This is a genomic window from Ensifer sp. ENS08 (genome assembly GCF_014852195.1).
Lineage (GTDB): Bacteria > Pseudomonadota > Alphaproteobacteria > Rhizobiales > Rhizobiaceae > Ensifer > Ensifer adhaerens.
The window spans coordinates 212,791-229,716 of record NZ_JACVBF010000007.1; the positions used below are offsets into that span (position 1 = coordinate 212,791).

Sequence of the window (16,926 nt, forward strand, 5' to 3'; positions counted from 1 at the left end):
ACCGCCGCCGGAACAGAAACATGAGCAGGATTTTGGACCGGACACGGGCATGAAGCTGATCGAACGCTACATATTCCGGCGTGCCGTGATCATGTTCCTCGCGACGCTCCTGCCGTTGCTTGGCATCACCTGGACGACTCAGGCGCTGACCAACGTCAACCTCGTCACCGACAACGGCCAATCCGTGCTCGCCTTCGCCAAGGTGGCGACCCTCATCCTGCCTTCCGTCATCACGATCATCCTGCCGTTTGCGCTGGTGATCGGCGTCACGCAGACGCTGACGACGATGAACACCGATTCGGAGCTGACGGTCCTCAACGCCGCCGGCAGCTCGCGCATGGCGATCATCCGGCCGGTGGTCTACCTGGCATTGGGCCTCAGCGTGCTTTCCTTCGTGGTCGACAATTTCGTCGAGCCCTATTCGCGTATGGCCTTGCGCAAGATGCTGGCAACCGCCAACGCGGATCTGCTGTCGTCCGTCGTGCAGGAGAACACCTTCCGCAAGGTCGCAGACAATCTTTATGTCCAGGTTGGCGCGCGGCGGGGCGGCGGCGTGCTGCAGGGCATCTTCGTCGCCGATTCGCGCAATCCGAGCTTCGAGCTCGTCTATTATGCCCGCGAAGGCGCCATCGACGACAAGAGCTCGGCCCTGGTGATGAAAGACGGGGAAGTGCAGCGCAAGCTCCCCGACGGCAGCGTGTCGATCATCAAATTCGACTCCTACGCCTTCGATCTCGCCGACATGACCAAGACGACGCGCGAGGCGACCATTCGGGCAAAGGACCGCGACCTTCCCGGCCTGATCAATCCGGACCCGGAAGATCACGTCTACAAGAACAATCCGCTCGCCTTTACCGCCGAGCTCAACCGTCGCTTCACGGAATGGACCTTCCCCCTTCTCTTCGGCCTGATTGCGCTGGTCTTCAGCAGTGACGCACGCTCCCACCGCGAAGCTCGGCTTCATCCGATGGTCAGCGCGCTCGGCATGGCCCTGCTCATCCGCTGGATGACGTTCTATGCCGGCAACAGCGCCGAGGACTCCGTCTGGTTCGTGCCGTTGATGTATGCCGTGCCGCTGATGGCGGGCGCCCTCTGCATTCACCAACTCGTCAGCAACAGGCGACTGGACATTCCGATGACCGGGCAGGAAAAGCTGCAGGAACTCCTGGTTCGCCTGCGCCTGATGCGGCCTGACGCCGAGAAAGGGCAGCCGTCATGATGGGCACGCTCGGCCGCTACTTCTTCATGCGCTACGTGATCACGACGTTCTGGTTCCTCGTCGGGATCTTCTCGCTGGTCTTCATCATCGACTTCAGCGAACAGGCAAGCCGGCTGGCAAACCTGCCGCGCTACAGCATCTCCGGCGCCCTGTTGATGACCGCGCTCCGGATCCCGCTGATCCTGCAGCAGACGATACCCTTCGTCGCGCTGTTTTCGGCCATGGCGGCGCTGATTTCGCTCAACCGCCGCTACGAGCTGGTCGTGACCCGCGCAGCCGGTATTTCCGTCTGGCAGTTCCTGCGGCCCTTCATCCTCGGCTCCTTCCTCTTCGGCGTGCTGGCGGTCGTGGCGCTCAACCCGCTTGCTGCCTGGGGAACGAAGCGCGGCGAGGCGCTTTTGGCCGAATGGGGCTCCACGCGGAACGCCGATGCCGGCTCGATCCCGTGGCTGCGGCAGATCTATAACGGCACGGACACGATCATTGGCGCGCGCTCGGTTCAGGACAACGGCACGACGCTTCTCAACGTCACCGTCATCCACTTTGATCCACAGGGCACGATCATTCTGAGACAGGATGCGGCGTCGGCGAAACTCGAAGATGGTTACTGGCTTCTTAACGACGTCACGGAAACGCGCAACGGACAGCTTCCGCAACGTTTGAAAACAGCACAGCTGGCCACCAATCTTAAGCCCGAGTTTGTTCAGGAACGTCTTGCAAAGGCTGATTCCATTCAGTTTTTCGACCTGCCGCGCAAGATCGAAGTGGCCCGCTCCTTCGGTTTTTCGACCAACGGCATGGAAACTCAATTCCACTCAATGTTGTCGTTGCCGCTGCTGCTCGTCGCCATGACGCTGATCGCCGCTTGCGTGTCGCTGAAATTTAGCCGGTTTAACCAATCGCGCTCCGTAATTCTCGGTGGCATCCTTTCAGGCTTCGTGCTTTATGTCGTCACCGTGCTTGTCAAAGCATTCGGGAGCAGCGGCATTGTGCCTCCTTTCGTTGCAGCCTGGTTGCCAGTTGTTGTAGCGATGGCGCTGGGCTCGACGATTCTTTTAAATCAGGAGGATGGCTAGTGGCGGTAGTGAACCGCAAACGTATAAGGCTGATCAACGCTGCCCTGCTTGCAGGCGTGGCGCTGCAGACACTTGCCATGGGAATGAGTGCGCCTGCAATGGCGCAGCAGGCTTCGGACCGCCTCGATTCGTTGCGCCCGAACATGCCGGAAGACGCCAAGCTGCTTCTGTCCGCCAATGAGCTCGTCTACAACAAGGACGCCGAAAAAGTGATCGTGCGCGGCAACGTGCAGATCGATTACGGCGGCTACAAGATGGTGGCCCGTCAGGTCGAGTACGACCAGAAGAATGGCCGCATCTATGCATCCGGGGAAATCCAGTTCATCGAGCCGGGCGGCAATGTCGTCTATGCCGACAAGATGGATGTCACCGACGATTTCGGGGACGGTTTCCTCGAGCAGATGCGCATCGAAACCACCGATCTGACGCGGCTTGCTGCCACGAGCGGCGAGCGCCGGAACGGCGAAGAATTCATCCTGAACGAGGCCGTCTATACGGCTTGCACGCCGTGCTCGACCAAGCCGGAACATCGCTCGCTGTGGCACATCAAGGCGCAGCGCGTCATCCAGAACGGCCGCACGCGGACCATCCGTCTGGAGAACGCCCGCTTTGAGCTGTTCGGCAAGCCGATCGCCTATATTCCGGTCATGGAGCTGCCGGACCACACGGTCAAGCGCAAGAGCGGCTTCCTGTTCCCGACGTTCCGCTCGGCCCAAAAGCTTGGTGTTGGTGTCGGCGTCCCCTACTACTGGGCGATCTCGCCCTATATGGACGCGACGGCCACGCTTACCGGCCTGACGCGGCAGGGCTTCCTGCTGGAGGGAGAATTCCGCCAGCGGTTCCACAACGGCTTCCATACGCTGAACTTCGCCGGCATCAGCCAGCTCGATAAGGGCAAGTTCACGCCCGGCACCGTCGACGCGATGCATACCAATCGCGGCATGATCGCGTCGAAGGCTGAGTTCGAGATCAATCCGCGCTGGACCTTCGGCTGGAACGTACTCGTCCAGTCCGACGCCAACTTCGCCAAGACCTACGAGCTGTCGACGTTCGACGGCACCACCTATACCAACCAGGCCTACCTGACGGGGCTCGGCAAGCGGAACTACTTCGATCTGCGCGCCTTCTACTTCGACATTCAGGACGCCGACGCCAACAGCATCGAGGAAAACCAGCAGCCGGCGGCGCAGGTCCTCGACTATTCCTACAAGGCGCCTGATCCCGTGCTGGGCGGCGAGCTTTCCGCGACGTTCAACTTCACGAACGTGAAGCGCAACCGGCTCGACGCGTTTACCCAACCGGGCGTGGTCCGCTTCCGCGGCCTAGAAGGCACCTCGCACCGCCTGACCGGCGAACTCGAGTGGAAGCGCACCTTCATCGCCCCGGGCGGCCTGGTCCTCACGCCGCTGCTGGCGGCGCGCGGCGATGCCATCGGGCTGAACATGGACAATCCGGGTCCGGCCTACACCGGCGACTTCAACACGAGCGATGCGGCAACGCGGCGCATGTTGACCGCAGGCCTCGAAGCCCGCTACCCGATCCTGTTCGTCGGCGAGGACAGCAGTCACGTCGTCGAGCCGATCGCACAGCTCTACGCGCGCCCGAACGAGCAATATGCCGGCGGCCTGCCGAACGAAGACGCGCAGAGCTTCGTGTTCGACGCAACGAACCTCTTTGACCGCGACAAGTTCTCCGGTTTCGACCGGATCGAGGGCGGCACCCGCGCCAATGTCGGCTTCCGCTACACAGGGACCTTCGACAGCGGCTACGGCCTGCGTGGCATCGTCGGCCAGTCGTTCCATCTGGGTGGCCTGAACTCGTTTGCGACGGACGACCTGGTCAAGGCCGGGGCGAATTCCGGTCTTGAGACCAAGAGCTCTGACTACGTTGCCATGTTCGGCATCGACGCACCGTCCGGTCTGATGGCGAGCGTTTCCGGCCGCCTCGACGAAAAGGACCTGTCGCTGCGCCGCGCCGATACCACCGTCGGCTATCTCGGCACGACTTGGCAGGCCGCGATGACCTATACGCGCATCGAAGCGCAGCCGCTCTACGGATCTCTGTCCAACCAGGACGAAATCCAGACCGCCGCCGCCTACCGGTTCCACGACTATTGGTCGGTGTTCGGCGCGATCACCTATGACATCAACAAGGATGTCATCTCACGCAACGGTTTCGGCATCACCTACGACGATCAGGACACGCTGTTCTCGATCGTCTACAAGCAGGAACGCGATACCGATGCCAATGTCGCAAACGACTGGTCGATCGGCGCGAGAATCAGCTTCCGTACGCTCGGCGACGTGAACGTCGGCGACACCAAGTTCGAAGAGCTCGACTATTATTGATATCGTCAAGCGAGTGGGCGAGCCAAAAGTTCGCCCATTCGTCGATATCGGCACCGTCAAACGGTCTTGTCATCGTTTGGCCGCATGTATTATGCATTCCCTCCGACAAGATAAGGCAACGGCGCAAGGCCGGCAGGCGGACAAAGCCTGTCGACGGTGATAGTCCGGGATATAGGAAAAGAGAATGGGCGGGAAAATGTCGATCTTGAGGACACTGTCGGTACTGGCTTTGGCCGGCACCTTGAGCGTTGCAATATGCTCCGGAGCTCAGGCAGCAGCGAGCACGGTCAAGGTAACGGTCAACAACACGGTGATTACCTCCGGCGACATCGCCAAGCGCGTGGCCTTCCTTCGCCTGCAGCGCCAGAAGGGCGGCAACGACGAAGCCAAGAAGCAACTCGTCGACGAAGTTCTCAAGCGTGCCGAGATCGCACGCATCGGCCAGTCCGTCAGCACGCAGGAAGTCGATGCCGCCTATGCGCGCTTCGCCTCGGGCAACAAGCTTTCGACCGAGCAGCTCGGCAAGATTCTCGATCAGGCCGGCGTCGGCTCCGAACATTTCAAGCAATTCATCGCCGTGCAGATGAGCTGGCCGCGTGCGGTCAACTTCCGTTACGGCAGCTCTAACCGCCTCCAAGGCGCCGACCTCGTCAAGCGCATGATGGAAGGCGGCGGACAGAAGCCGGTGACCACCGAGTATTTCCTGCAGCAGGTGATCTTCGTCATTCCCGAGAAGAAGCGCGGCGCGATCACCGCGAAGCGGCAGGCGGAAGCCAACGCCTCGCGCGCTCAGTTCCCGGGCTGCGAAACCTCGAAGGTGTTTGCCGCCAACTATCGCGACGTGTCGATCCGCAGCCTCGGCCGTATGCTTGCCCAGCAGCTGCCTGACGAATGGAAGCCGCTGATCGAGAAGGCCGGCGAGAACGGCACCACCGGAACCCGCGTGACAGAAAAGGGCGTCGAGTACCTGGCGATCTGCAAGAAGCGTGAGGTGAACGACGACACCGCCGCCGAAATCGTCTTCCGCGCCGAGGATATCGGCAAGAAGAAGGCCGGTGGCGAAGACCCGAACAGCGAGAAGTACCTCGAGGAGCTGCGCAAGAAGGCGCAAATCGTCAACAAGTAATCACGACGGAAACATGCGCGAAACTACCGGCGGGCCCCTCGCCCTGACCATGGGCGACCCGGCCGGTATCGGGCCGGACATCAGCCTCTCGACTTGGCTCGGCCGCCGCGATCATGCGACGGCCCCCTTCCTTTTCATCGGCGATCCCGCAGTCCTTGCCGCACGCGCCTCGATGCTCGGCTACACGGTGTCCATCCGCGAGACGGATTGCGCCGGCGCCCTCTCCCTCTTCGACACGGCGCTGCCGGTCCTGCCGCTTGCCTGCCCTGCCCCGGTCAAGGCCGGCGAGCCCGACACCGTCAATGCCAGCGCCGTGATCGGGGCGATCGACACGGCCGTGCGACTGGTGACCGCCGGACAGGCCTCGGCCGTGGTCACGAACCCGATCGCCAAGGCGGTTCTCTATGACGCCGGCTTCCGCTTCCCGGGCCATACCGAATATCTCGCCGATCTTGCCGAAAAGGCGACGGGACAGCCGGTGCTGCCGGTGATGATGCTGGCCGGACCGAAGCTGCGCGCCGTTCCCGTCACCATCCATATCCCCTTGAAGGACGTGCCGGAGCAACTGACGCCGGACCTCATCTACCGCACCTGCGCGATTACTGCGGCCGACCTTCGCAATCGTTTCGGACTTCGACAGCCACGGCTCGCGATCGCCGGGCTGAACCCGCATGCGGGCGAAAACGGTGCGCTCGGTCTCGAGGACGACGCCGTCATCCGGCCCGTCATCGACAGGCTGCGTGCCGAGGGTATCGATGCGGTCGGCCCGCTGCCGGCAGATACGATGTTCCATGATCGCGCACGCGCCACCTACGACGTGGCCATCTGCATGTATCACGACCAGGCGCTGATCCCGGCCAAGGCGCTCGGCTTCGACGATAGCGTCAACGTCACGCTCGGTCTTCCCTTCATCCGCACGTCGCCCGACCACGGCACGGCCTTCGGCCTTGCCGGCAAGGGCGTCGCCCGCGACGACAGCCTTCGGGCCGCGCTCGACCTTGCCGCATCGCTTGCGGCCAATATGCCAGGAGATACCCGCTGATGGCCGCCCTTGACGGTCTTCCTCCGCTACGCGACGTAATCCAGCGTCACGGCCTCGATGCCAAGAAGGCGCTCGGCCAGAACTTCCTGCTCGATCTCAACCTGACGCAGAAGATCGCGCGGACCGCCGGTTCGCTCGAAGGGGCAACGGTCATCGAGGTCGGCCCCGGACCGGGAGGCCTCACCCGCGCCATCCTCGCGCTCGGTGCCAAGAAGGTCATTGCGATTGAGCGGGACGCGCGCTGCCTGCCGGCACTTGCCGAAATCGGCGCGCATTATCCCGATCGGCTACAGGTCATCGAAGGCGATGCTTTGAAGACGTCGTCCGAGACGCTTGCCGACGATGGGCCGGTCAAGATCATCGCCAACCTGCCCTACAATGTCGGCACTCAGTTGCTCGTTAACTGGCTGCTGCCCGAGCGCTGGCCGCCCTTCTGGCAGTCGCTGACGCTGATGTTCCAGCGCGAAGTGGGCCTGAGGATCGTCGCCGACGCGGATGACGACCACTATGGCCGCCTCGGCGTGCTCTGTGGTTGGCGCACAAAGGCGCGGATGGCATTCGACGTGCCGCCGCAGGCCTTTACGCCACCACCGAAGGTGACGTCGTCCGTGGTCCATCTGGAGCCGGTGGAAAACCCGATCCCCTGCTCGGTCGCGGCGCTCGAGAAAGTGACGCATGCAGCCTTCGGCCAGCGCCGCAAGATGCTGCGGCAGAGCCTGAAGCCACTCGGTGGCGAGGCGCTGCTTGCCAAGGCCGATATCGACCCGCAGCGACGCGCCGAAACACTTTCGGTGGAAGAGTTCTGTCGCCTGGCCAACTGCCTCTGAGCGGGCATATGGATCGCAAGGCGCGCGCTACAAATAGCGTGAATCAAAAATGGCTCCTCACGGAGCCATTTCTTTTGAAGCCTTAGAACGGGTTTTCGGTCAGCAGCCCGTTGACGAAATCGAACAGGCCGGGGCGCCGGTCGCGGCGCAGGCGTTCGGCCTCGACGATCGCACGCACGGACGCAAAGGCGCGGTCGAGGTCGTCGTTGAGCACGATGTAATTATACTCCCGCCAGTGCTCGATCTCGGCGCGCGAGTTGGCAAGGCGCGTGGCGATCACCTCTTCGCTGTCTTCGGCGCGACGATGCAGGCGTGACTGCAGTTCAGCCATTGACGGCGGCAGGATGAAGATCGAGACGACGTCGCCCGCCATCTTCTCCTGGAGCTGCTGAGCGCCCTGCCAGTCGATATCGAACAGCATGTCCCGGCCCGCGGCCATGGCCGCCTCGACCGCATCGCGCGGCGTGCCGTAGAAGTTGCCGTGCACCTCCGCCCATTCGAGCAGCGAGTCGGTGGACCTCAGCGCCTCGAACTCGCGGATCGACTTGAAGTGATAGTGCCGTCCATCGATCTCGCTTGGTCGCCGCTGACGCGTCGTCACGCTGACCGAAATGCTCATCTCCGGATCGGCTTCCAGGAGATTGCGCGCAATGGTCGACTTGCCTGCGCCCGACGGCGAGGAAATGACGAGCATCAGCCCACGACGGGCGATCTTGATGGGCGAAGGGGTCGCCGGGTTCATACCTTACTCCAGATTCTGGACCTGTTCGCGGAACTGGTCGATGACGACCTTCAGCTCGATGCCGGCGGCAGACACAGCGGCCGCGTTGGACTTGGAACAGATCGTATTCGATTCTCGGTTAAATTCCTGTGCGAGGAAATCGAGCTTGCGCCCGACGGGACCGCCCTTCGACAGAAGCTCCCGGGCGGCAACGATGTGGGAACCAAGCCGGTCGATCTCCTCGCGAAGATCCGCCTTGGTGGCGAGCAAAGCGACTTCGGCATGGAGCCGGTCCCGGTCGAGCGACGAGCCGTTGTCCATCACCAGAGCCACCTGCTGCGCCAGCCGATCGGCAATCGCAGCGGCGCTACGTGACGGGTCGGACTCGACCGTCGCCGTCAGTCGCTCGATCGTCTCGACCTGTCCCAGCAGGATCTGACAGAGTGCCGCGCCCTCGTCTTCTCGCATCGCGCGCAAATCGGCGAGCGCACCCGCCAGACCTGCCAGGATACCGGCATCGAGCGCTGCACGCTCTTCTTCGCTTTCTTCCGGCTCGCGGAAGTCGACGATGCCGCGGATCGAGAGAAGCGTGTCGAACCGGAGCGGCGCGGGATCGACGAGATCACCGAGCTGGCCGCGCAGGTTCAGCACCGCCGTCAAGGCTGCCTGGTTGACCACGGCCTCGACGGCCGCCTCGCCGCCGCTGACGGAGAGGCCGATCTGAAGATTGCCGCGGGAAAAATACTCTGCTGCGAGCTTGCGCGCCTCGGGCTCGAAGCGCTCGAGCCCCTGCGGCAGGCGCAGCCTGAGGTCCAGGCCCTTGCCGTTGACGGAGCGCAACTCCCAGGCCCAACGACGGCGGCCGCTGCTGCCTTCTCTCCGGGCAAAGCCGGTCATCGATTGGAGCGGCATCATCACCTCCGTTGCGGTTTCAGCAGAAGCAATAAGGCGACGGCGCGGCATCCCGCAAGGGATATCCGCGCTGTGATTCGTCCGTCCACAATGCAAGCACCGCTGCGCGGCTATGCGCCGCCAGCAGCCGGCGTTATTGCGGCTGCGTGGCTGCCGGTTCGGCGGTGCCCGCGTCAGCCGCAGCCTTCGCCGCTTCTGCCGCCCGCTCCGCCTCGACCTTGCGCCAGCGGCGGACATTGGCATTGTGCTCGTCGAGCGTCTCGGCAAAGACGTGGCCGCCCGTGCCATCGGCAACGAAGTAAAGCTCAGGCGTGCGCGACGGATTGGCGACCGCTTCCAGCGCTGCACGACCAGGATTGGCGATCGGCGTCGGCGGCAGCCCCTTGATGATATAGGTGTTGTAAGGCGTCTGCTTGTCGATGTCCGACTTCAGGATCGGCCGGTCGGCCGGCTTACCGTCACCGCCGAAGATGCCATAGATGATCGTCGGGTCGGATTGCAGCCGCATGCCCTTGTCGAGCCGGTTGATGAAGACAGAGGCGACGCGCGGACGCTCGTCGGCGCGACCGGTTTCCTTCTCCACGATCGAGGCAAGCGTCACGAGCTCCTCAACCGTCGACACCGGCAGGTTGGGATCGCGCTTTTCCCAGATCTGGCCGACCAGCACCTTCTGGGCTGCGGCCATCTGCTGGACGATCTCGCCGCGCTTGGTGCCGCGCGTGAACTTGTAGGTGTCCGGCATCAGCGTGCCTTCCGGCGGCAGCTCCGTCGGCAGGTCGCCGACGAGCACCGGATCGTCGGCCAGCCTGTGGAACATCTGCTTGACGGTCAGGCCTTCCGGCAGGGAGACGGAGTAGAGGATCGACTTGCCCGACTTCAGGAGCTGCATGACCTCCTGCATCGACGAGCCGGCCTTGATCTCATATTCGCCGGCCTTCAGCGTCTCATTGTCGAGGTAGGCTTCGGAAACGAAACGGAAAACGCGCGCATCGGTGATGATGTTGCCGCGCTCGAGCCCGCTGGCGATCTCGCTCATGCCGGCGCCGCCCCGGACGATGAAGTTCTGGTTCGCCTGCAGCGGACCCGGCTTTTCGTACTGGTGCATCGCATAATAGACCGTGCCGGCAGCGGCGAGCGCTGCAAAGACAATGACGGTCATGACAAAGTTCAGGAAGATCACGACCTGGCTGCGGGCCTTGCGCGATCGTTTCGGCGGTTGCGGCACTTTTTCCGGACGCAGGGCCTCGTTTGCCGATTTCGGAATGATCGGTCCGTTGCTCGCGTTTTCACTGCGGCCAAATTGCGCCGCGCCGTTATCGTTTGAGTCGCTCACGATTATCCCGAACCCGAAATTCGCGGCCTCATTCTCTTCCTGCTTCCGGTGCGAATTTCGGACTGGACCGTGGCAGGCATAGGTCAAATTTATAAAACGGTGCCGCCCAGAAGGCCGACGTCCGCAGTTACTCAAAAATCCGCAGTCGGTGCAATCTCACCGAAGAACCACAGAAATGTGTCGAATCACCGTCCGTTCAAGAGAACGCGGCGGACGACCGACACTTTAATCCGGAACCACGGCCCGCGGCAAAAACCCGGCAAACCGCAATTCCAGGCAATGACTGAAGGGCAATCTGACAGATATGCCTTGCGCGAACATCGCGGTCGGCGAGCGCCGTCTTCCGCGACGACGCCTCCTCCCACCACATGCTTGTAGCGAGCAATACGGCAAAAGCTGGATCATCGCGCCGCCTTTGACGGTCGGCGCGACAATTGGCTCAAGCGACGCTCCGGGCGCGCGATCAGGCGCCGGTGTAGCGGCGCAGGACCAACGAGGCGTTGGTGCCGCCGAAGCCGAAGGAATTCGAGAGCGCCACGTTGATTTCGCGCTTGCGCGCGACATGCGGCACGAGGTCGATCTTCGTCTCGATCGACGGATTGTCGAGGTTCAGCGTCGGCGGCGCAATGTTGTCGCGGATCGCCAGTGCCGAGAAGATCGCTTCCACCGCGCCGGCAGCGCCGAGCAGATGGCCGATGGCCGACTTGGTCGAGGACATCGAGACCTTCGACGCGTGTTCGCCGACCAGGCGCTCGACGGCGCCAAGCTCGATCGTGTCGGCCATGGTGGAGGTGCCGTGGGCGTTGATGTAGTCGATATCGGCAGCCGTCAGGCCGGCTCGCTTCAGCGCCATCTGCATGCAGCGATAGGCACCGTCGCCATCTTCCGACGGAGCGGTGATGTGGAACGCATCGCCCGAGAGGCCGTAGCCGACGACTTCCGCATAGATCTTGGCGCCACGGGCCTTGGCATGCTCGAGCTCTTCGAGGATGACGACGCCGGCGCCCTCGCCCATGACGAAACCGTCACGGTCGATATCGTAGGGGCGCGAGGCTTTCTGCGGATCGTCATTGTGCTGGGTCGATAGCGCCTTGCAGGCGGCAAAGCCGGCGAGCGAGATCCGGCAGATCGGCGATTCCGCACCACCGGCCACCATGACGTCGGCATCGCCGAGCGCGATCAGGCGGCTCGCATCGCCGATCGCATGCGCGCCGGTCGAACAGGCGGTGACGACAGAGTGGTTCGGACCGCGCAGCTTGTGGCGGATCGACACCTGGCCCGAGGCAAGATTGATGAGCCGGCCGGGAATGAAGAACGGCGAGATGCGGCGGGGACCCTTGTCGCGCAGCGTGTAGCCGCCTTCGACGATGCCTTCGAGACCGCCGATGCCCGAACCGATCAGCACGCCGGTCGCGATCTGGTCTTCATCGTTCTCCGGCTTCCAGCCGGCATCGGCCAGCGCCATGTCGGCCGCTGCCATCGCGTAGACGATGAACGGATCGACCTTGCGCTGCTCCTTCGGCTCCATCCAGTCGTCGGCATTGAAGGTAGCATCGGTGCCGTCGCCGAAGGGAATGCGGCAGGCAATCTTGGCAGGAAGGTCCTCGACCTCGAATTCGGTCACCTTGCGCGCGGCATTGTGCCCGGCAAGCAGGCGCGCCCACGTCGCCTCAGTTCCGCAACCCAAGGGAGATACCATGCCGGTACCGGTGATAACGACACGTCTCATAGTCCGCGACCCACCCTGACTTTTCCATTTCAGAGCCGGATCGGACCACGTGTAACGAACCCGATCCGGGCATCCATTTTAAGGTTCTTATTCACGATCAGAGGGATATGCGGGAAACGCTTGCTGATCGAAATCCCCGCTCAGCGCGGGATAGCCCACTTCCCTGGGCTGAAACGGGCCGCTTTAGGCGGCCCGTCCACGGCCGAAGCCGCTTTAAGGTATTAGGCCTGAGCCTTTTCGATGAACTTGACGGCGTCGCCGACAGTCAGGATCGAGTCAGCAGCGTCGTCCGGGATTTCAACGCCGAATTCTTCTTCGAAAGCCATGACCAGTTCGACGGTGTCGAGCGAGTCCGCGCCGAGGTCGTCGATGAAGCTTGCGCCTTCGCTGACCTTTTCGGCGTCGACGCCAAGATGATCAATAACAATTTTCTTTACGCGTTCTGCGATATCGCTCATGTCGGAGTTCCTCGACCTTCGTTTCTGTAGGCGCCTATTCCGGCACCGGTACTCTTCTGTAAGCCTGATAGACCAAGACGGCCCACCCGGCAATCCATCCAACCGGAACTGCGGCAAACCCAAGGCAGCCAAGGCTGCCGGGCACCTGGCGGGACCGGTCGACTGCTAACAGTCATGGCCCGATTAACACGGTTTAACGCTGTCGCAAAGTCCGAAAATGCCTGTCATTCGCTTGCTCAACATTGAATTTCAGGCATTTGGCAGGCGGCGTCCCGGGACGTTGAAGATCGCCCACCGCACAATCTCGGCGGGCGGCCCATCCCGGAAACCGGATCAGATCATGGCCATGCCGCCATTGACGTGAATCGTCTGGCCGGTGACGTAGCCCGCTTCGTTGGAAGCGAGGTAAACGACCGCCGAAGCGATTTCAGCGCCGGTGCCCATCCGCTTCATCGGGATCGCGCCCATGATCGCGTCCTTCTGCTTGTCGTTGAGCTTGCCGGTCATCGCGCTTTCGATGAAGCCCGGAGCCACGCAGTTGACCGTGACGTTGCGCGTCGCGATTTCCTGGGCCAGCGACTTGGAGAAGCCGATCATGCCGGCCTTGGAGGCGCAGTAGTTCGCCTGGCCGGGGTTGCCGGTGACGCCGACGATGGAGGTGATGTTGACGATGCGGCCGAAACGGCGACGCATCATCGGATGGGTGAGTTCGCGCGTCAGGCGGAACACGGCCGTCAGGTTCACTTCGAGAACGGCATCCCAGTCCTCGTCGCTCATGCGCACGAAGAGACCGTCCTTGGTGATGCCGGCATTGTTGACGAGGATGTCGACGCCGCCAAGCTCGGCTTCGGCCTTCTCGCCCAGCGCCTTGACTTCGGCGCGGTCGGAAAGGTTTGCCGGGAAGAGTTGCACGCGATCGCCAAGTTCGTTGGCAAGCGCTTCCAGCTTTTCGACGCGGGTGCCGTGCAGACCGACGGTCGCGCCCTGGGCGTGCAGCATGCGGGCGATTTCTTCGCCGATACCACCGGATGCACCGGTAACGAGAGCCTTGCGGCCGGAAAGATCAAACATCTCTTTGATTCCTTATAACTGGAGCGCCTAGGCGTTCGCTCAGGCGAGCAAGGCGGCGAGTGCTGCGTCGATATCGGCGGGCGTATTGACGGCGATACCGTTGACGGTCTTGTCGATGCGGCGGGCAAGCCCGGTCAGGACCTTGCCGGAGCCGAGTTCATAAAGCGTCGTGACATTGTTGGCGGCAAACCATTCGACCGTCTCGCGCCAGCGGACCTGGCCGGTGACCTGCTCGACCAGCAGCCGGGCGATCTCGTCGGAATCGCTGACCGGGGCGGCGAGCACGTTGGCGATGACAGGCACCACCGGATTACGCTTCTCGACCTTGGCCAGCGCCTCGCGCATCGCGTCGGCAGCCGGCGCCATCAGCGCGGAATGGAAGGGGGCAGAGACCGGCAGCATCAGAGCGCGCTTGGCGCCCTTTTCGGAAGCGAGTGCTGCGGCCTTCTCGACGGCAGCCTTCTCGCCGGAGATCACCAGCTGGCCGCCACCATTGTCGTTGGCGATCTGGCAGGAACCGAGCGCGCAGGCTTCGCGGCAGACGGCTTCGACATCCGCATGTTCAAGGCCGATGATCGCCGCCATTGCGCCCTTGCCGACGGGAACCGCCGCCTGCATGGCGTTGCCGCGGATGCGCAGGAGACGCGCCGTGTCGGCAATGGAGAAGGTACCGGCGGCACAGAGCGCCGAGTATTCGCCGAGCGAATGGCCGGCGACGAAGGAAACCTTGGACTTTAGGTCGAGGCCCTTGGCTTCGAGCACGCGAATGACGGCCATAGATACGGCCATCAGCGCCGGCTGGGCGTTCGCAGTCAGCGTCAGTGTTTCCTCGGGGCCGTTCCACATGATCTCGGACAGCTTCTGGCCGAGTGCTTCATCGACTTCGGCAAAGACGGCTGCCGCTTCCGGAAAAGCGTCGGCCAGATCCTTGCCCATGCCGACAGCCTGGCTGCCCTGGCCTGGAAACGTGAATGCAATGCTCATGGGATCGTCCCTTCCCTAGATCACTAGGATTTCGGGTCGGCGCGACACGAAATCCTAGTGATCGGTTCTTATGAGTTAGAGCGGGATGCAGGCAGAAACCATACATCTCCGGCTTCCTCTCCATTCACATTCCTTACCGACGAGTCAAGCTTGGAGGCCGGCACGGACACGGCCGACGAGGCCTTTTGCCCTTGATCTTCAACAATCAAGGCGTAAGTTTGCCGCCCGATGTCGCTCTGCCCTACCCGATCACCAGGGTCGAGGCGACCGCTCCATTCCCGGTGCCAGCGCCCCTTCCCTCCCAGGTCGGCGCCGCCCTTCACAAGGATACTTATCTAGATGCGCTACAACACGCTTGGCCGCACCGGCATCAAGGTCTCGGAAATCTGCCTGGGCACCATGACCTGGGGTTCACAGAACTCCATCGCCGAGGCGCACGAGCAACTGGATTACGCCTTCGAAAAGGGCGTCAACCTCATCGACACGGCCGAACTCTACCCCACGACCCCGCTTTCGCCGGAGACCTATGGCGACACGGAACGCTTCATCGGCGAATGGCTGGCCAGGCGCGGCCGGCGCGATGAGGTCGTCGTTGCGACCAAGGTCGCCGGCCCCGGCCGCCCCTATATCCGCAACGGCAACCCGACGACACCCGAGGGCATCGACCAGGCGATCGACGCCAGCCTCAAGCGGCTGAAGACCGATTATGTGGACCTTTATCAGCTTCATTGGCCGAACCGCGGCCACTACCATTTCCGCAATGCCTGGTCCTATGACCCGTCCAGGCAGGACAAGGATCATGTCGCGAGTGACCTCCGGGCAATCCTCGACAAGCTCGGCGACCTCGTGAAAGCCGGCAAGGTCCGCGCCATCGGCCTCTCCAACGAAACGGCCTGGGGCACGATGAAGTTCATCGACATGGCGGAGCGTCATGGCCTGCCGCGCGTCGCCTCGATCCAGAACGAATACAACCTGCTTTACCGCGCCTACGACCTCGACCTGTCGGAGCTGTCGCACCACGAAGACGTGGGCCTGCTCGCCTATTCGCCGCTCGCCGCCGGCCTCTTAAGCGGCAAGTACCTCGATGGCGCGAAGCCGAAGGGCTCGCGACTTTCGATCAACGGCGATCTCGGCGGCCGCTTCACGCCGCACCAGGAACCGGCCGTCGAAGGCTATGTCAAACTGGCACGCGAGCACGGCCTCGATCCGGCGCAGATGGCCATCGCCTTCTGCCTGGCGCGGCCGTTCATGGCTTCCGTCATCATCGGCGCAACCTCGATGGAGCAGTTGAAGACCAACCTTGGCGCCGTCGACCTTACGCTGTCGCAGGACATCGTGAACGGGATCCGGCGGCTGCACCGGATCTACCCGATGCCGATCTGAGCGTGAGACCAGATCGTCGATGCCGGTACCCCAGACGAAAGCGGAACTGCTTGCGGCGATCGACGTCCAGTTCGCCAGGCTGATGCGCGAGCTGGAACGGGTTCCTGACGAGCGCTACCGCGAACCGTCGCTCGAAGGCCACGCCAAGGGCACGATGATGAGCGTCGGCGACCTCGTCGCCTACCTCATCGGCTGGGGCGAACTCGTGATCAAATGGATCGATCGCGATCAGCGCGGCGAGCTGGTCGACTTCCCCGAGACGGGCTATCAATGGAACGAACTCGGACGGCTTGCGCAGAAATTCTATGCGGACTTCCACGCTCTTTCGCCGGGCGAGCTTGTCGCCAGACTGAGGCGCAGCAAGGAGACGCTCGAGGTACTCATCAGGGATCGCGACGAGCGGACGCTTTACGGGCGGCCATGGTACGGAAAATTCACGCTCGGACGCATGATCCAGTTCAATACTTCCTCTCCCTATGCCAACGCCCACGGCCGCCTGCGCAAATGGAAAAAGGTGAACGGGCTGGCGTAGAAAGCGGAAAAGACGCGGCAAGCCTTGCCTTCCGCGGAAAAATGCGTATAAGCGCGCTGTTCGAAATGCCCGGTCTTCTGGCTGGTGGCTGAACGGAGGGCCGGCTTCCTCGAGGGGAGCCGTTAGGATTGCACGTCTTTCCGGCCTCCCGTGTCTCCGCTCTCG

Annotated in this window: 15 protein-coding genes; 8 read left to right on the forward strand and 7 right to left on the reverse strand. The window is 62.7% G+C overall.

The window, feature by feature from the left end; translation table 11 throughout:
- Positions 1 to 49 precede the first annotated feature (49 nt).
- From lptF to rsmA, 6 genes are all read left to right on the forward strand, one after another.
- Entirely contained in the window at positions 50 to 1,219 is a 1,170-nt protein-coding gene (gene lptF / locus IB272_RS18045) for an LPS export ABC transporter permease LptF (protein WP_060580927.1), read from the forward strand.
- Complete coding sequence (gene lptG, locus IB272_RS18050) at positions 1,216 to 2,295, forward strand: LPS export ABC transporter permease LptG (RefSeq protein WP_034803924.1); 1,080 nt, start codon at positions 1,216 to 1,218, stop codon at positions 2,293 to 2,295. Before lptF ends, lptG begins: the two co-directional genes overlap by 4 nt.
- Positions 2,295 to 4,643 (forward strand): LPS-assembly protein LptD, encoded by a 2,349-nt coding sequence (locus IB272_RS18055; protein WP_060580928.1) that lies wholly within the window; start codon positions 2,295 to 2,297, stop codon positions 4,641 to 4,643. The genes lptG and IB272_RS18055 overlap by 1 nt, the downstream gene beginning before the upstream one ends.
- Positions 4,644 to 4,827: 184 nt before the next feature.
- Positions 4,828 to 5,769 carry a peptidylprolyl isomerase gene (locus tag IB272_RS18060; RefSeq protein ID WP_034803927.1) on the forward strand — a complete coding sequence of 314 codons (942 nt, stop codon included), beginning with the start codon at positions 4,828 to 4,830 and terminating at the stop codon, positions 5,767 to 5,769.
- A gap of 13 nt (positions 5,770 to 5,782) precedes the next feature.
- Positions 5,783 to 6,811 (forward strand): 4-hydroxythreonine-4-phosphate dehydrogenase PdxA, encoded by a 1,029-nt coding sequence (pdxA, locus tag IB272_RS18065; RefSeq protein WP_060522124.1) that lies wholly within the window; start codon positions 5,783 to 5,785, stop codon positions 6,809 to 6,811.
- Complete coding sequence (gene rsmA / locus IB272_RS18070) at positions 6,811 to 7,638, forward strand: 16S rRNA (adenine(1518)-N(6)/adenine(1519)-N(6))-dimethyltransferase RsmA (protein ID WP_060580929.1); 828 nt, start codon at positions 6,811 to 6,813, stop codon at positions 7,636 to 7,638. Before pdxA ends, rsmA begins: the two co-directional genes overlap by 1 nt.
- A gap of 82 nt (positions 7,639 to 7,720) precedes the next feature.
- Here the strand turns inward: rsmA and gmk are convergent, their stop codons facing one another.
- The 7 genes from gmk to fabD form a co-directional block, all read right to left on the reverse strand.
- Complete coding sequence (gmk, locus tag IB272_RS18075; protein ID WP_192444598.1) at positions 7,721 to 8,380, reverse strand: guanylate kinase; 660 nt, start codon at positions 8,378 to 8,380, stop codon at positions 7,721 to 7,723.
- A gap of 3 nt (positions 8,381 to 8,383) precedes the next feature.
- Entirely contained in the window at positions 8,384 to 9,271 is an 888-nt protein-coding gene (locus IB272_RS18080; protein WP_060580968.1) for a YicC/YloC family endoribonuclease, read from the reverse strand.
- A gap of 133 nt (positions 9,272 to 9,404) precedes the next feature.
- On the reverse strand, positions 9,405 to 10,604 hold the full coding sequence (gene mltG / locus IB272_RS18085; RefSeq protein ID WP_034803938.1) for an endolytic transglycosylase MltG: 1,200 nt from the start codon (positions 10,602 to 10,604) through the stop codon (positions 9,405 to 9,407).
- Positions 10,605 to 11,067: 463 nt separating this feature from the next.
- Positions 11,068 to 12,333, reverse strand: a complete 1,266-nt coding sequence (fabF, locus tag IB272_RS18090) for a beta-ketoacyl-ACP synthase II (RefSeq protein WP_192444600.1) — start codon at positions 12,331 to 12,333, stop codon at positions 11,068 to 11,070.
- 221 nt (positions 12,334 to 12,554) lie between these two features.
- Positions 12,555 to 12,791: an acyl carrier protein gene (locus tag IB272_RS18095; protein WP_003531676.1), complete on the reverse strand. Its 237-nt coding sequence runs from the start codon at positions 12,789 to 12,791 to the stop codon at positions 12,555 to 12,557.
- A 333-nt stretch (positions 12,792 to 13,124) separates the two neighbouring features.
- Entirely contained in the window at positions 13,125 to 13,862 is a 738-nt protein-coding gene (gene fabG, locus IB272_RS18100) for a 3-oxoacyl-[acyl-carrier-protein] reductase (protein WP_034803959.1), read from the reverse strand.
- Positions 13,863 to 13,901: 39 nt separating this feature from the next.
- Complete coding sequence (gene fabD / locus IB272_RS18105) at positions 13,902 to 14,846, reverse strand: ACP S-malonyltransferase (protein ID WP_060580930.1); 945 nt, start codon at positions 14,844 to 14,846, stop codon at positions 13,902 to 13,904.
- A 339-nt stretch (positions 14,847 to 15,185) separates the two neighbouring features.
- Here fabD and IB272_RS18110 point away from each other — a divergent pair, with 339 nt between their 5' ends.
- Positions 15,186 to 16,229 carry an aldo/keto reductase gene (locus IB272_RS18110; RefSeq protein ID WP_060580931.1) on the forward strand — a complete coding sequence of 348 codons (1,044 nt, stop codon included), beginning with the start codon at positions 15,186 to 15,188 and terminating at the stop codon, positions 16,227 to 16,229.
- A 19-nt stretch (positions 16,230 to 16,248) separates the two neighbouring features.
- Positions 16,249 to 16,761, forward strand: coding sequence for a ClbS/DfsB family four-helix bundle protein (locus IB272_RS18115; protein ID WP_060580932.1), 513 nt, complete (start codon positions 16,249 to 16,251; stop codon positions 16,759 to 16,761).
- The last annotated feature ends 165 nt before the right edge of the window (positions 16,762 to 16,926 follow it).

What these genes read in the sequence shown, in the direction of transcription:
- lptF (WP_060580927.1), top strand. Translation starts at nt 50, where the DNA reads ATGAAGCTGATCGAACGCTACATATTCCGGCGTGCCGTGATCATGTTC.
- lptG (WP_034803924.1), top strand. Translation starts at nt 1,216, where the DNA reads ATGATGGGCACGCTCGGCCGCTACTTCTTCATGCGCTACGTGATCACG.
- IB272_RS18060 (WP_034803927.1), top strand. Translation starts at nt 4,828, where the DNA reads ATGGGCGGGAAAATGTCGATCTTGAGGACACTGTCGGTACTGGCTTTG.
- pdxA (WP_060522124.1), top strand. Translation starts at nt 5,783, where the DNA reads ATGCGCGAAACTACCGGCGGGCCCCTCGCCCTGACCATGGGCGACCCG.
- rsmA (WP_060580929.1), top strand. Translation starts at nt 6,811, where the DNA reads ATGGCCGCCCTTGACGGTCTTCCTCCGCTACGCGACGTAATCCAGCGT.
- gmk (WP_192444598.1), bottom strand. Translation starts at nt 8,380, where the DNA reads ATGAACCCGGCGACCCCTTCGCCCATCAAGATCGCCCGTCGTGGGCTG.
- IB272_RS18080 (WP_060580968.1), bottom strand. Translation starts at nt 9,271, where the DNA reads ATGCCGCTCCAATCGATGACCGGCTTTGCCCGGAGAGAAGGCAGCAGC.
- fabF (WP_192444600.1), bottom strand. Translation starts at nt 12,333, where the DNA reads ATGAGACGTGTCGTTATCACCGGTACCGGCATGGTATCTCCCTTGGGT.
- IB272_RS18095 (WP_003531676.1), bottom strand. Translation starts at nt 12,791, where the DNA reads ATGAGCGATATCGCAGAACGCGTAAAGAAAATTGTTATTGATCATCTT.
- fabG (WP_034803959.1), bottom strand. Translation starts at nt 13,862, where the DNA reads ATGTTTGATCTTTCCGGCCGCAAGGCTCTCGTTACCGGTGCATCCGGT.
- fabD (WP_060580930.1), bottom strand. Translation starts at nt 14,846, where the DNA reads ATGAGCATTGCATTCACGTTTCCAGGCCAGGGCAGCCAGGCTGTCGGC.
- IB272_RS18110 (WP_060580931.1), top strand. Translation starts at nt 15,186, where the DNA reads ATGCGCTACAACACGCTTGGCCGCACCGGCATCAAGGTCTCGGAAATC.
- IB272_RS18115 (WP_060580932.1), top strand. Translation starts at nt 16,249, where the DNA reads ATGCCGGTACCCCAGACGAAAGCGGAACTGCTTGCGGCGATCGACGTC.